The 13,082-nt window shown below is 68.8% G+C and carries 12 protein-coding genes; 10 read left to right on the forward strand and 2 right to left on the reverse strand.

What is annotated here, in order from left to right:
- Positions 1-149 precede the first annotated feature (149 nt).
- Together ACOQFS_RS07915 and rocF are read left to right on the forward strand one after the other, a co-directional pair.
- Positions 150-1,265, forward strand: coding sequence for an ornithine cyclodeaminase (locus ACOQFS_RS07915; protein ID WP_421562377.1), 1,116 nt, complete (start codon positions 150-152; stop codon positions 1,263-1,265).
- Positions 1,255-2,217 (forward strand): arginase, encoded by a 963-nt coding sequence (rocF, locus tag ACOQFS_RS07920; protein ID WP_421562351.1) that lies wholly within the window; start codon positions 1,255-1,257, stop codon positions 2,215-2,217. Before ACOQFS_RS07915 ends, rocF begins: the two co-directional genes overlap by 11 nt.
- Positions 2,218-2,311: 94 nt before the next feature.
- On the opposite strand, the gene ACOQFS_RS07925 is transcribed toward rocF, so the two are convergent.
- Positions 2,312-2,725, reverse strand: a complete 414-nt coding sequence (locus tag ACOQFS_RS07925; protein ID WP_421562352.1) for a RidA family protein — start codon at positions 2,723-2,725, stop codon at positions 2,312-2,314.
- Positions 2,726-2,842: 117 nt separating this feature from the next.
- Between ACOQFS_RS07925 and ACOQFS_RS07930 the strand changes: the two genes are divergently transcribed.
- From ACOQFS_RS07930 to ACOQFS_RS07965, 8 genes are all read left to right on the forward strand, one after another.
- Entirely contained in the window at positions 2,843-4,453 is a 1,611-nt protein-coding gene (locus ACOQFS_RS07930; RefSeq protein ID WP_421562353.1) for an ABC transporter substrate-binding protein, read from the forward strand.
- A 260-nt stretch (positions 4,454-4,713) separates the two neighbouring features.
- On the forward strand, positions 4,714-5,661 hold the full coding sequence (locus tag ACOQFS_RS07935) for an ABC transporter permease (protein WP_421562354.1): 948 nt from the start codon (positions 4,714-4,716) through the stop codon (positions 5,659-5,661).
- Complete coding sequence (locus ACOQFS_RS07940) at positions 5,658-6,521, forward strand: ABC transporter permease (RefSeq protein ID WP_421562355.1); 864 nt, start codon at positions 5,658-5,660, stop codon at positions 6,519-6,521. Before ACOQFS_RS07935 ends, ACOQFS_RS07940 begins: the two co-directional genes overlap by 4 nt.
- Entirely contained in the window at positions 6,518-7,594 is a 1,077-nt protein-coding gene (locus tag ACOQFS_RS07945; RefSeq protein ID WP_421562356.1) for an ABC transporter ATP-binding protein, read from the forward strand. The genes ACOQFS_RS07940 and ACOQFS_RS07945 overlap by 4 nt, the downstream gene beginning before the upstream one ends.
- A 26-nt stretch (positions 7,595-7,620) precedes the next feature.
- The gene (locus ACOQFS_RS07950; protein WP_421562357.1) at positions 7,621-8,622 is read left to right on the forward strand and encodes an ABC transporter ATP-binding protein; all 1,002 of its coding nucleotides are present in this window, start codon (positions 7,621-7,623) and stop codon (positions 8,620-8,622) included.
- Between the two features lie 168 nt (positions 8,623-8,790).
- Complete coding sequence (locus ACOQFS_RS07955; protein WP_421562358.1) at positions 8,791-10,077, forward strand: amino acid deaminase; 1,287 nt, start codon at positions 8,791-8,793, stop codon at positions 10,075-10,077.
- 2 nt (positions 10,078-10,079) lie between these two features.
- Positions 10,080-11,009 (forward strand): MurR/RpiR family transcriptional regulator, encoded by a 930-nt coding sequence (locus tag ACOQFS_RS07960; RefSeq protein WP_421562359.1) that lies wholly within the window; start codon positions 10,080-10,082, stop codon positions 11,007-11,009.
- A 1-nt stretch (position 11,010) separates the two neighbouring features.
- Positions 11,011-12,492, forward strand: coding sequence for an N-acyl-D-amino-acid deacylase family protein (locus ACOQFS_RS07965; RefSeq protein WP_421562360.1), 1,482 nt, complete (start codon positions 11,011-11,013; stop codon positions 12,490-12,492).
- A 68-nt stretch (positions 12,493-12,560) separates the two neighbouring features.
- Here the strand turns inward: ACOQFS_RS07965 and lptE are convergent, their stop codons facing one another.
- On the reverse strand, positions 12,561-13,064 hold the full coding sequence (gene lptE, locus ACOQFS_RS07970) for an LPS assembly lipoprotein LptE (RefSeq protein WP_421562361.1): 504 nt from the start codon (positions 13,062-13,064) through the stop codon (positions 12,561-12,563).
- Positions 13,065-13,082: the final 18 nt, after the last annotated feature.

Genomic DNA, 13,082 nt, shown 5'->3' on the forward strand with positions numbered 1-13,082 from the left:
TTTTCTCTGACGTTGTGTTCAAAACATGAGTGTCATTGCACAGTTTTTTGGCTTTTCTTTGGCTGTGCCTGTGCGCAGAATCGATGGATCGCAGCGCGCAGGCTGGCCCGCGCACTGCCCCATACAACCGTTTGATGGAGACCAACACCATGGTGAACTACCTCGGCGTGAACAGCGTGCGCCAGCTGGTGCAGGCGGTGGGCCTGGCCCCGCTGCTGCGGCAACTGGTGGCGGCGCTGGAGCAGGACTACCGCCGCTGGGCCGATTTCGACAAGTCGGCGCGGCACGCCATCCATTCGCCGGGCGGGGTGATTGAACTCATGCCCACCAGCGATGGCACGCTGTATTGCTTCAAGTATGTGAACGGCCACCCCAAGAACACGGCCCAGGGGCTGCTGACGGTGACGGCCTTTGGCGTGCTGGCCGATGTGGGCACGGGCTACCCCTTGCTGGTGTCCGAGCTGACGCTGACCACCGCCTTGCGCACGGCCGCCATGTCGGTGCTGGCGGCCCGGCACCTGGCGCGCACCGAGGGGCCGGGCGCCACGAGCATGGCGCTGATCGGCAACGGCGCGCAGGCGGAGTTCCAGGCCCTGGCCTTCTACCACCTGCTGGGCGTGCGCACACTGCGCCTGTTCGACACCGACCCCGCCGCCACCGCCAAGCTGCAGCAGAACCTGGCCCGCCTGGCCCTGCCCGGGCTGAGCGTGCAGGCCTGCGCCAGCACCGCCGAGGCGGTGCAAGGCTGCGGCATCGTGACCACCGTGACGGCCGACAAGCGCAATGCCACCATCCTCACGCCCGACATGGTGACGCCCGGCATGCACCTGAACGCAGTGGGCGGCGACTGCCCGGGCAAGACCGAGTTGCACCCGGACATCCTGCGCCGCCCGGATGCGCGCGTGGTGGTGGAGTTCACGCCCCAGTCGCGCATCGAAGGCGAGATCCAGCAGCTGCCCGCCGACTTTCCGGTGGCCGAGTTTGCCGACGTGCTGGCCGGGCACGCCCCGGGCCGCACCGCGCCGGGCGATGTCACCGTGTTTGACTCGGTGGGCTTTGCGCTGGAAGATTTCTCGGCCCTGCGCACCCTGCACGCGCTGCTGCAACACCACCCGCACCTGGCCACACCCATCGACCTGATTCCGCAGATGGACGACCCCAAGGACCTGTTCGGGCTGCTGCAACAAGCGCCTGCCCTTACACCTTCATCCACCCGGCCTGCCTCGGCGCAACCGGGCCCTGTTGCCTGCACCCATGAACTCTGACCACGCCAGCCCCCAGCCCCCTGCCCGCACCGCCAGCCTGATCGGCGCGCCCACCGACATCGGCGCGGGGGCGCGCGGCGCCTCCATGGGGCCCGAGGCCCTGCGTGTGGCCGGCCTGCATGCGGCGTTGGCCAGCCACGGCCTGCAGGTGCGCGACTGCGGCAACCTGAACGGCCCCACCAACCCCTGGCAGCCGCCCACCGAGGGCTACCGCCACCTGGCCGAGGTGGTGCAGTGGAACCAGCTGGTGTTCGACGCCGTGCTGGCCGAGCTGCGCGCGGGCCACCTGCCCATCCTGCTGGGCGGCGACCACAGCCTGGGCCTGGGCAGCATCAGCGCCGTAGCCCGCCACTGCGCCGAAGCGGGCAAGACACTGCGCGTGCTCTGGCTGGATGCCCATGCCGACTTCAACACCAGCGCACTCACCCCCAGCGGCAATGTGCACGGCATGCCCGTGGCCTGCCTGTGCGGCTTTGGCCCGCGCGAGTTGACGCAGCTGGCCGGCATGCCCGGCGGCGGCCCGGCGCTGCACCCGTCGCAGATCCGGCAGATCGGCATCCGCAGCGTGGACCCGGGCGAAAAGCGCTTTGTGCACGAACAGGGCCTGGAGGTGTTCGACATGCGCGCCATCGACGAGGTGGGCATGCGCGCGGTGATGGAGCGCGCGCTGAGCGGCCTTAACGCCGACACCCACCTGCACGTGAGCTTTGATGTGGACTTTCTGGACGCCGACATCGCCCCCGGCGTGGGCACCACCGTGCCCGGCGGCCCCACCTACCGCGAGGCGCAGCTGTGCATGGAGATGATTGCCGACAGCGGGCGCCTCGCGTCGCTCGACATCATGGAGCTGAACCCCGCCCTGGACGTGCGCAACAAGACCGCCGTGCTGGCGGTGGACCTGGTGGAGTCGCTGTTCGGCAAGAGCACGCTGATGCGCACCCGGCCGGTGTGACAACGCGGGGCGCGTCAGCGCGTACCGGGCACGAAAAGCTATTAATTTGATAGCTATAACCGCTTATACAGTAAGCGGTGAAGCCGAATTTCAATCAAACTTTTTTTGCAGAACAGGCCTCCCCGCGCGGCTTGTAGGCCGTCACGTCGATCTCGACCTTGGCGTCGATCATCAGGCGCGACTCCACCGTGGAGCGCGCGGGGCGGTGGTCGCCAAAACACTCCATGTACACGCGGTTGAAGCTGCCGAAGTCGCGCGCGTCGGCCAGCCAGACGCTGACCTTGGCCACGTCGTCCAGCGTGCAGTCGGCCAGGGCCAGGGCGTCCTTGACGCGCTGGAACACCTGGCGCGTCTGCGCCTCGATGCCGCCGACGATGACCTGACCCTGGTCGTCGGTGGGCACCTGGCCCGAGACAAAAACAAAGTCGCCCGCACGGGTGGCGGGCGAGAGCGGACGGGCCAGCCGGTCGGACGCGACGGGAGACTGGCCCAGGGTTTCTACTGGCATGGGAAACACTCCTTTTAGTAAAAATATTACACGCTTCATTGCGGAAACGCTAAAACACTGTGCGATTCTGGCATCGAACGTGCTTATTCGTGTAATCCTATTACTTCGAGGTGTGCAATGCAAACGTCTGGAACCAACCTGGTGCAGCAGCCGCTGCCAATGCCTGAACTGCGGGGCCGCCGCACGCTGCTGGGCGCCGCGGCGCTGACCGCCGCCTTCACCCTGGCCTGCAGCACCGGCTGGGCCCAAACGGCCGCAATGGCGCCCGCCAAGGGCGGCGCTGCCAACCTCGCCATGGTCGGCGAGCCCCAAGGGCTGGACCCCATGGTGAGCACCGCCGACCTGGTGGGCACCATCATGCAGCACGTGTACGAGCCGCTGTACACCTTCGACGGCAACTGGGCCATCGCCCCCATGCTGGCCGAGGGCCTGCCCAGCGTGTCCAAGGACGGGCTGACCTACACCATCGCCCTGCGCAAGGGCGTGAAGCTCCACAACGGCCGCGAGATGACAGCCGACGATGTGGTGGCTTCGCTGCAGCGCTGGATGGAGCTGAACCCCCGTGGCAAGGCCGTGGGCAAGGAAGTGGCCTCGCTCACCGCCAAGGGCCCGCTGGCGGTGGAGCTGAAGCTGAAAAATCCCTACGCGCCGCTGCTGGCCCAGCTGGCCCTGCCCAGCGGCATGGCCGCCATCATGGCCAAGGAGAGCATTGCGCCCCAGCTCAAGGACTTCATCGGCACCGGCCCCTACCAGTTCAAGGAACGCCGCCCCGACCAGTTCACCGTGCTGGTGCGTTTTGACGGCTACGCCAGCCGCAAGGAAGCCGCCAGCGGCTACGCCGGCAAGCGCGAGGCGCTGCTCGACGAACTGCGCTTCGTGCCCGTGCCCAGCGCCAACACGCGCGTCGAGGGCGCACTCTCGGGCCAGTTCCAGTACGCCGACCTGCTGCCGGTGGAAGCCATTGGCCGCATCGAAAAAGGCGCCCCGGCCGTGGTGCCCATCGTGACCAAGAACTTCGGCTTCCCGTACATCGTGTTCAACACCAAGGAAGGCGTGCTGGCCTCGCAGCCGCTGCGCCGCGCGGTGCAGACCGCCGTGGGCTCTGGCGAGTTGCTGGCCGCCGGCTTTGGCGACAACCGCTTCTTTGTGGTGGAGCCCAACTTCTTCCCCAAGGGGACGCCGTATTACTCTGACGCGGGCAGCAAGCTCTACAACGAGCGCAACCCGCAGGCCGCCAAGGACCAGGCGACCAAGGCCGGCTACAACGGCCAGCCCGTGCGCATCATGGCCAGCCGCCAGTACGAGTTTCACTACAACATGGCGCTGGTGATGTCCGAGCAGCTCAAAAAGGCGGGCTTCAAGACCGAGCTGCAGGTGGTGGACTGGGCCACGCTGGTGCAGCGCCGCAACGACCCCAAGCTGTGGGACGTGTATTTCACGCACTCGGGCCTGTTCCCCGAGCCCATGCTCTCGCCCCCACAGCTGGGTGACGGTGCGCCGGGCTGGTGGGATTCGGCCGACAAGAAGGCTGCGCTTGCGGCCTTCAACCAGGAGACCAACCCCGCCAAGCGCGGCCCGCTGTGGGGCAAGGTGCAGCAGGTGGTGTACGACGAAGTGCCCTTCATCGAGGTGGGCAAGTTCAACGGCCTGTCGGCCCGCTCGGCCAAGCTCTCGGGCTACACACCGGCCATCTGGCCGTTCTTCTGGAACACCGGCTTGAAGAACTGAAAAACTGACTCCCCTCCGATGCGCCTGCGGCGCTTCCCCCTCAAGGGGGCGCCACCCGTGGCCCGGCAAAGCCGGTTCCACGGTGGCACTGGTCTGGGGCCGGGGTCGCGTGTGGTTTGGGGTGTCTCCTGATGCGCCAACCCACCGTTCGGGCTGAGCTTGTCGAAGCCTTGCGCAGCGCTTCGACGAGCTCAGCGTGAACGGTTTAAGGGGGTGGATGCCGAATCAATAGGCCCATGGGACTTTTCAAAGAGACAAACATGCGATTTCTGTTGAAGCGCCTGGGCGGCGCCGTGGTGGTGCTGGCCCTGGTGGCGGTGCTGGTGTTCTGCCTCACGCGGCTGGCCTCGGGCGACCCGGTGGCGCTGCTGCTGGGCGACCAGGCCACCGCCGCCGACATTGCCCAGGCCCGTGCGCAGTACGGGCTGGACAAGCCCCTGCCCGTGCAGTTCGGGCTGTGGGTGGGCGAGCTGCTGCAGGGCAACCTGGGGCAATCGCTGTTTCTGCAGCGCCCCGTGGCCCAGGCGCTGCTGGAGCGGGCCGAGCCCACGCTGTTTTTGGCGCTGTTTGCCGTGGGCATCGCCGCGCTGGTGGGCGTGCCCTGTGGCATGGCCGCCGCCGTCTGGCGCGGCAGCGCCACCGACCAGGCCGTGAGCGGCGTGGCCATGCTGGGCGCCAGCGTGCCCAGCTTCTGGCTGGGGCTGATCCTGATCCAGCTGTTTGCGGTCAAGCTCGGGTGGTTCCCCGCCTCGGGCTATGGCGACCCGAGCGCCACACTGGGCGAGCGATTGCAGCACCTGATGCTGCCCGCGCTGGTGCTGGGCTTGCTCAACTCGGCGCTCATCATTCGCTTCACGCGCGCCTCCATGCTCGACATCCTGGGCGAAGACTACGTGCGCACCGCGCGCGCCAAGGGCCTGCCCGAGGGCACCATCATGGTCAAGCATGTGCTGCGCAATGCGCTGGTGCCCATCGTCACCGTGCTGGGGCTGACCATGGCGCTGATGATCGGCGGCACCGTGGTGACCGAGACCGTCTTCAACCTGCCCGGTGTGGGCAACCTGGTGGTGCGGGCCGTGCTGCGGCGCGACTACCCCGTGATTCAGGGCACGCTCTTGGTGATTGCCGCCATCTACGTCTTCATCAACCTGGCCATCGACTTTCTGTACACGCTGGTGGACCCCCGCATCCGTCTGGAAGCCCCATGAACCCGAGCCCCACTCTTTGGCACCGCCTGCGGGCCGTGCTGCGCCGACTGTTCGCCCGCAAGGTGGTGCTGGCCGCCGCCATCGTGATAACCCTGGTGGCCAGCATCGCCGTCGTCTTCCCCTGGGTGTCCGACGCCGACCCCAATGCCCTGTCGATCAGCGAGCGCCTGCGCGCGCCCTCGGGCACGCACTGGGCGGGCACCGACGAGCTGGGCCGCGACGTGCTGCTGCGCATCGTGCACGGCGCGCGCTATTCGCTGCTGATTGGCCTCGTCACGGCCGCTGGCGCCGTGCTGCTGGGCACGCTGCTGGGCATGCTGGCGGGGTTCTTTCGCAGGCTCGATGCGCCGCTGATGCGCCTGGTGGACGCGATGATGTCCTTCCCCGACATCCTGCTGGGCATTGCGCTGGTATCCATCCTGGGCGTGTCGCTGTGGAACGTGATGCTGGCGCTGGTCATCGTCTACACCCCGCGCGTGGCCCGCGTGGTGCGCGCCACCACGCTGGTGCTGCGCGAGCTGCTGTTTGTGGACGCCGCACGCGCCCTGGGTGTGCGCACGCACCTCATCCTGTGGCGCCACATCCTGCCCAACCTGATGTCGCCCATCCTGGTGCAGGTGACGTTCATCTTTGCCTATGCCATCCTGGCCGAGGCGGGCCTGTCCTTTCTGGGTGTGGGCGTGCCGCCGGACATCCCCACCTGGGGCACCATGATCGCGGGCAGCCTGGACTATGCCGACAAGGCGTTCTGGACCATTTTTGCCCCCGGCGTGGCCATCGTGCTCACGGCCCTGTCGCTGCAGATGCTGGGCGACGGCGTGCGCGACCTGCTCGACCCCAAACTGAAGAAAGCCGTATGACCACCCCCACGATGAGCGCCGCGCCCCGGCTCGAAGTCAGCGGCCTGTCCACCTCGTTCGCCACCGATGCCGGCCGCATCCAGAGCGTGGCCGATGTGTCCTTTGCCATCCACCCCGGCGAGACGCTGGCGCTGGTGGGCGAATCGGGCTCGGGCAAGTCCGTCACCAGCCTCACCCTCATGGGCCTGCACGCCCGCACCTCGCAGGCGCAGGTCACGGGCGAGGCCTGGTTTGTGCAGCGCGACGGCCGCAGGGTCGACCTGCTGACACTGCCCGAGGCCGACAAGCGCCGCCTGCGCGGCAACGAGGTGGCCATGATCTTCCAGGAGCCCATGACCAGCCTGAACCCGGTGCTGACGGTGGGCGAGCAGATTGCCGAGTCGGCCCGCCTGCACCTGAAGATGGACCGCAGCGCCGCGCTGGCCCATGCCCGCCGCATGCTGGAGCTGGTCGAGATCCCCGCCGCCGCGCAGCGTGTGCACGAATACCCGCACCAGCTCTCGGGCGGCATGCGCCAGCGCGTGATGATTGCGCTGGCCATGGCCTGCAACCCCACGCTGCTGATTGCCGACGAGCCCACCACGGCGCTGGATGTGACCATCCAGGCGCAGATATTGGCGCTGATGGGGCGGCTGCAGAAAGAGACCGGCATGAGCCTGCTGTTCATCACGCACAACCTGGGCGTGGTGGCGCAGTACGCCGACGCCGTGGCCGTGATGTACGCCGGGCGCATCGTCGAATCGGCCCGCGTGCACGACCTGTTTGCGCGCCCCGAGCACCCCTACACGCGCGGCCTGCTGGCCTGCCTGCCCGGCGTGGCCCGGCGGCAGGCGCTGGCTGCGGGCAACACCTCCGGCCCGGGGCGGCGCCAGCTGGTGGCGATTCCGGGCCAGGTGTCGAGCCCCCTCGCACCCCCGCCGGGCTGTGCGTTTGCACCGCGCTGCGCACGCCGGCAGGCCGACTGCGAACGCGCCATGCCCGCGCTGGAAGCCGCGGGCCCGCGCCGCATGGTGCGCTGCCTGCACCGTGAGGTGCATGCCGAACCCGCCGAAACTGCCGAGGTCAGCGCATGAACGCCGTCCTGAACCCGCCCCACACCATGGCCCCCACTGACACCGCCTCGCCGCTTTTGGAAATTGCCCACCTGCGCAAGCACTTTGGCAGCGGTCCGCACCCCGTGCGCGCCGTGGACGACGTGAGCTTCACCATCCGCCGGGGCGAAACGCTCGGCCTGGTGGGCGAATCGGGATCGGGCAAAAGCACCATCGGCCGCCTGCTCACGCGCCTGGTGGACCCGACCAGCGGCGAAATGCGCTACCACGGCGGCGCTGCGCCGCACGACCTGGCCCAGCTCTCGCAGTCGCAGTACCGGCCGCTGCGCTCGCAGATCCAGATCATCTTTCAAGACCCGTACGCCAGCCTGAACCCGCGCATGCGCATCCGCGACGTGCTGGCCGAGGCGCTGGATACGCACGGCCTGGCCCGGGGCGCCGCGCGCCTGCCGCGCATCCATCAGCTGCTGGAACAGGTAGGCCTCAGGCCCGAGCACGCCGAGCGCTTTCCGCACGAGTTCTCGGGCGGGCAGCGCCAGCGCATCGGCATTGCGCGCGCGCTGGCGGTGGAGCCCCAGTTCATCGTGGCCGACGAGCCGCTGTCGGCGCTCGATGTGTCCATCCAGGCGCAGGTGGTGAACCTGCTGGGCGAGCTCAAAGAGCAGCTGGGCCTCACGCTATTGTTCATCTCGCACGACCTCGATGTGGTGGAATACCTGTGCGACCGCGTGGTGGTGCTGTACCTGGGCCGGGTGATGGAGATTGCGCCGACCGAAGCGCTGTACGCCCAGCCCCAGAACCCCTACACCCAGGCACTGCTGGCCGCAGCGCCCATCCCCGACCCGGCCCAGCGCCGCAGCATTGCGCTGCTGCAGGGCGACCTGCCGAGCCCTGCCCACCCGCCCTCGGGCTGCGTGTTCCGCACCCGTTGCCCCCAGGCCGAGGCGCGCTGCGCCAGCGCCGACATGCAGCTGCGCGAAGTGGCCCCCGGCCATCTGCACGCCTGCTGGAAAACCGTTCCGTTGTCCCATGCCAATCCATCAACCTGATCGCCCTGAGCCTGTCGAAGGGCATTCATCCATGGAGTCGGCATCCATCTGCCCCGAGCCGTTCACGCTGAGCCTGTCGAAGCGCCGCGCAAGGCTTCGACAGGGTCCGCCCGAACGGTCTTTTCTGCGCTGACGGGCGCAGCCCCAACGAACCTTTTGCGCCATACCATGACCAACGAAATTCTTCTTGACCACCGCTGCAAGAGCTACCCCCTGCACGCCGCGCCCTGCCGCCCTGCCGACCTGGGCCAGCGCGGCTGGAACGTGCTGGCGGGCGACCTGCCCCTGCCGCTGGCCGTCATCCGCGAAAGCGCCCTGGCCCACAACCTGACCTGGATGCAGGCCTATGCCGAGCGCAAGGGCGTGGACCTGGCGCCACACGGCAAGACCACCATGTCGCCCGAGCTGTTTGCACAGCAGCTGCAGGCCGGTGCCTGGGGCCTGACCTTTGCCACCGTCTACCAGCTCAGCGTGGGCGTGGAGGCCGGTGCGCGCCGCGCCATCATCGCCAACCAGGTGCTCTGCGATGCCGACCTGGACGGCTTGCACATGCTGCTGCAGCGCCACGCCGACCTGCGTGTGTGGTTCCTCATCGACAGCCTGGCGCAGCTGCGCTGCATCGAAGACTGGGCACAGCGGCGCGGCCACACCGCGCGCGGTGAACGGCGCCTGGACACCCTGCTGGAGATGGGCGTGCCCGGCCAGCGCACCGGCTGCCGCACGCTGGAAGAAGCCCTGGCCCTGGCCCACGCCATGGCGCAGTCGCCCGCCGTGCAGCTGGGCGGCGTGGAATGCTACGAAGGCGGCGTGGCCCGCTGCGACAGCGAGCACGACGCGCGCGAAGTCACGGCCCTGGTGCGCCGCGTGACCGAGGTGGCCCGCGCCTGCGACGCCGAGGGCCGGTTTGCAGCCCCCGAGATCCTGCTCACCGCGGGCGGCTCCGCCGTGTTCGACCTGGTCATCCCGCTGCTGCGCACACAGGGGCTGTCCAAACCCGTGCGCGGCGTGCTGCGATCGGGCTGCTACATCACGCACGACCATGGCAACTACCAGCGCTTCCTGAAGCACGTGGAGCAGCGCGAGGGGCTGGATGCCTCGCTGCGCCCGGCGCTCGAAGTCTGGAGCATGGTGCAGTCCGTGCCCGAGCCGGGCCTGGCGCTGCTGACGGCGGGGCGGCGCGACCTGTCGTACGACCTGGAGATGCCCGTGCCTGTGCGCTGGACGCGCCGGGGCGAGCGCCAGGCGGCAGACGCGCCTGCGGGCTGGGCCGTGAGCGCCCTGAACGACCAGCACGCCTATCTGCGTTTTGACCCTGCGGCAGACTCGGTGCCCGCCGTGGGCGATCTCGTCGCCCTGGGCATCTCGCACCCTTGTACCACGTTTGACAAGTGGCGCTGGCTGCCTGTGGTGGACGACGCAGGCACCCTCACCCGCGCCATCAGCACCCGTTTCTGACCATGCTCAAACCCACCCCTACCAGCCTGCTGCAGCAACTGCGCGAGCGCCAGCCCGACCTGCCCGACGCCCAGCGCAGCGTGGTGCGCGTGGTGCTGGACGACCCGCGCGCCGCCGTGGTCGCCACCGTGGAGCAGCTCGCCCAGCAGGCGGGCGTTTCCATGCCCACCATCGTGCGCACCTGCCGCAGCTTTGGCCACGACTCGGTGCGCGAATTCATGGTCGCCCTGGCGCAGGACCTGGCCGTGACCGGATCGCACCTGCACCGCAGCGTGCTGGCCGACGACAGCGCGCACGACGTGGCCAGCAAGATCGTGCACGCCGCCGTCTCGTCGCTGACCGAGCTGGGCCGCAACCTCGACGCCGACGTGATCGACCGTGTGGCCGAGCGGCTGGCGCAGGCGCGGCGCATCGACTGCTATTCGGTGGGCGCCGCCTCCACCTTCATGGCCAGCGAGCTGCAAAGCCGCCTGTTCCGCCTGGGCTGCACGGCCAACGCCATTTTTGATGCGCACCAGCAACTCGTGTCGGCCAGCACGCTGGGGCCCGATGGCGTGGCCTTTGTCATCTCGCACGTGGGGCGCATGCCCTATGCGCTGGAGGCCGCGCGGTTTGCGCGCTCGCAAGGCGCCACCGTGGTGGCGCTGACCCAGCCCGGCACGCCGCTGGCCGAGGTGGCCGACCTGGTGCTAGCCGTGTCGGTGCCGCAAGACGCCGTGATGCGCGTGGGCACCGAGGCCTATCTGGCCCACCTGGTGGTGATCGAAATTTTGACCGTGCGCCTGGCGCAGAAGCTCGGCCCCGTGGCCACGCGCGGGCTGCAGCAGTTCAAGCAGCTGCTGCACAAACACGGCTTTGACAGCGCCGAGTACGTGGGCGCTGTGGATAGCCCTGCGGGCAAGGGCCACGCCGGCACCGCCGCTGAGGAATGACATGGCACCTGCAACGCTGCTGAGCAACGGCCGCATCGTGGACGGCACGCTGCGCCCCGGCTGGGTGGGCGACCTGCTGATCGAAGGCGAGCACATCACCGCCCTGGCCCCGCACGGGCAGATCGACCCCGCTGCCCTGGCCCGCGCCCGGTCCTGCGATGACTTCACCGAGGTGGACTGCACCGGCCGTGTGATCGCCCCCGGCTTCATCGACGTGCACACGCATGACGACGCCGCCGTGCTGGACGCACCTACCATGCTGCCCAAGCTCTCGCAGGGCATCACCACCGTCATCGTGGGCAACTGCGGCATTTCGCTGGCCCCCGTGGTCACCGATAGCCCGCTGGCCCCGCTCTCGCTGCTGGGGCGCCTACAGTTTCGCCACGCGAGCATGGCCGACTACGCCCGCGCCGTGGACGCCGCCCAGCCCGCAGTGAACGTGGCCGCACTGATGGGGCACACGGCCCTGCGCATGCGCCACCTGGCCGACCTGCGCCAGACCGCCACCGCCGACGAGCGTGCCGCCATGGCCGCTGACATGGAAGAAGCCATGGCGGCCGGGGCGCTGGGCCTGTCGTCGGGCATCTTCTACAGCGAGGCCTATGCGGCCGATGTCGAGGAGCTGGTGGCCGTGGCCTCTGTCGCTGCACGCCACGGCGGCGTGTACGCCACGCACATCCGCGACGAGCTGGCGGGCATATTGCCCGCGCTGCAGGAGGCCGCGCTCACCGCCCGCCAGTCGGGCCTGCCGCTGGTGATCTCGCACCACAAGTGCGCCGGGCCCGCCAACTGGGGCCGCACGCGCGAGACGCTGCCGCTGATCGACCAGCTGGCGCAGCAGCAGGAGATTGCGCTCGACGTGTACCCGTACACCGCGGGCTCCACCGTGCTGCGCGAGGACCTGGTGGACGGCATCATCGACATCCTCATCACCGGCAGCCAGCCCCACCCCGAGATGGCCGGCCGCTATCTGGCCGACATTGCGCGCGAATGGGGCGTGCCGCAGCAGGAAGCCGCCGTGCGCCTGAAGCCCGGCGGGGCCTGCTACTTCCAGATGCGCGAGGACGATGTGGAGCGCGTGATTGCGCACCCGCTGTCCATGATCGGCTCGGACGGGCTGCCGCACGACGAGCGACCACACCCCCGGCTGTGGGGCGCCTTCCCCCGCGTGCTGGCCTGCTACTGGCGCGACAAGGGCCTGCTGCAGCTCGAAGAGGCCGTGCACAAGATGACGGGGCTGTCGGCCCGCCGGTTTCGCCTGGGCGGGCGCGGCCTGCTGCAGGCGGGGCACATGGCGGACGTGGTGGTGTTCGACCCCGAGCGCGTGCGCGACCAGGCCACGTTCGAGCAGCCCCAGCAGTTCAGCGAGGGCATCGAGCAGGTGTGGGTGAACGGCGTGCTGAGCTACACCGCTGCACAGCGCGCCACGGGCGGCCGGGCCGGCCGCTTTGTGCGCAGGCAGCCAGTATGGGCTGAAGGCTAGAAATACTATGAATTTTATAGCTGTCAGCGCTTGCCAGATAAGCGCTAGCGGCCATTTTCATTCATATTTCAGGCCCGGCGCACCGCCGCCAGGCGCCGCAGCAGCTGCTGCACCAGGTCGGTCTGCATGTTGCGGAACAGCAGGGCTTCTTCCGCCTCTTTGGCCAGGGCGATGGTTTCGTTGTAGCTGATGTCGCGCTGCTGCAGTAGCTCGGTCACGGGGATGAGCTCGGTGCCGTCCTGCGTGCGCAGGCGGAACTTGATGCGCAGGCGCAGTTGTAGCTCGCGCACCTGGCCTGACGCGTTCTGGCCCACCACCACGCGCTCCTGCTGCTCCTGCAGCAGGTCCATGATGGCCTCGGCCGTGGGCAGGGACGCCGGGTCGCGCAGCACCTGCAGCGGGCTGCCGGAGCCTTCGAGCGTGCGCTGCAGCTCCCGCGCCAGCGGAGAGCCCACCGGCGCCGCGATGTAGAGCGAACGGAACCCGAACTCGGGCACGCCGCGCAGCCGAAAGCCGCAGGCAGACAGCAGCGCCATGGGCGCGAGGGACAGCAGCAGTGCGCGCTTGTTCATCACTAGGCCTGCCGATCT

This window comes from Paracidovorax sp. MALMAid1276 (assembly GCF_049198005.1).
Lineage (GTDB): Bacteria > Pseudomonadota > Gammaproteobacteria > Burkholderiales > Burkholderiaceae_C > Acidovorax.

What these genes read in the sequence shown, in the direction of transcription:
- ACOQFS_RS07955 (WP_421562358.1), top strand. Translation starts at nt 8,791, where the DNA reads ATGACCAACGAAATTCTTCTTGACCACCGCTGCAAGAGCTACCCCCTG.
- ACOQFS_RS07925 (WP_421562352.1), bottom strand. Translation starts at nt 2,725, where the DNA reads ATGCCAGTAGAAACCCTGGGCCAGTCTCCCGTCGCGTCCGACCGGCTG.
- ACOQFS_RS07940 (WP_421562355.1), top strand. Translation starts at nt 5,658, where the DNA reads ATGAACCCGAGCCCCACTCTTTGGCACCGCCTGCGGGCCGTGCTGCGC.
- ACOQFS_RS07930 (WP_421562353.1), top strand. Translation starts at nt 2,843, where the DNA reads ATGCAAACGTCTGGAACCAACCTGGTGCAGCAGCCGCTGCCAATGCCT.
- ACOQFS_RS07915 (WP_421562377.1), top strand. Translation starts at nt 150, where the DNA reads ATGGTGAACTACCTCGGCGTGAACAGCGTGCGCCAGCTGGTGCAGGCG.
- rocF (WP_421562351.1), top strand. Translation starts at nt 1,255, where the DNA reads ATGAACTCTGACCACGCCAGCCCCCAGCCCCCTGCCCGCACCGCCAGC.
- ACOQFS_RS07950 (WP_421562357.1), top strand. Translation starts at nt 7,621, where the DNA reads ATGGCCCCCACTGACACCGCCTCGCCGCTTTTGGAAATTGCCCACCTG.
- ACOQFS_RS07965 (WP_421562360.1), top strand. Translation starts at nt 11,011, where the DNA reads ATGGCACCTGCAACGCTGCTGAGCAACGGCCGCATCGTGGACGGCACG.
- ACOQFS_RS07960 (WP_421562359.1), top strand. Translation starts at nt 10,080, where the DNA reads ATGCTCAAACCCACCCCTACCAGCCTGCTGCAGCAACTGCGCGAGCGC.
- ACOQFS_RS07935 (WP_421562354.1), top strand. Translation starts at nt 4,714, where the DNA reads ATGCGATTTCTGTTGAAGCGCCTGGGCGGCGCCGTGGTGGTGCTGGCC.
- lptE (WP_421562361.1), bottom strand. Translation starts at nt 13,064, where the DNA reads ATGAACAAGCGCGCACTGCTGCTGTCCCTCGCGCCCATGGCGCTGCTG.
- ACOQFS_RS07945 (WP_421562356.1), top strand. Translation starts at nt 6,518, where the DNA reads ATGACCACCCCCACGATGAGCGCCGCGCCCCGGCTCGAAGTCAGCGGC.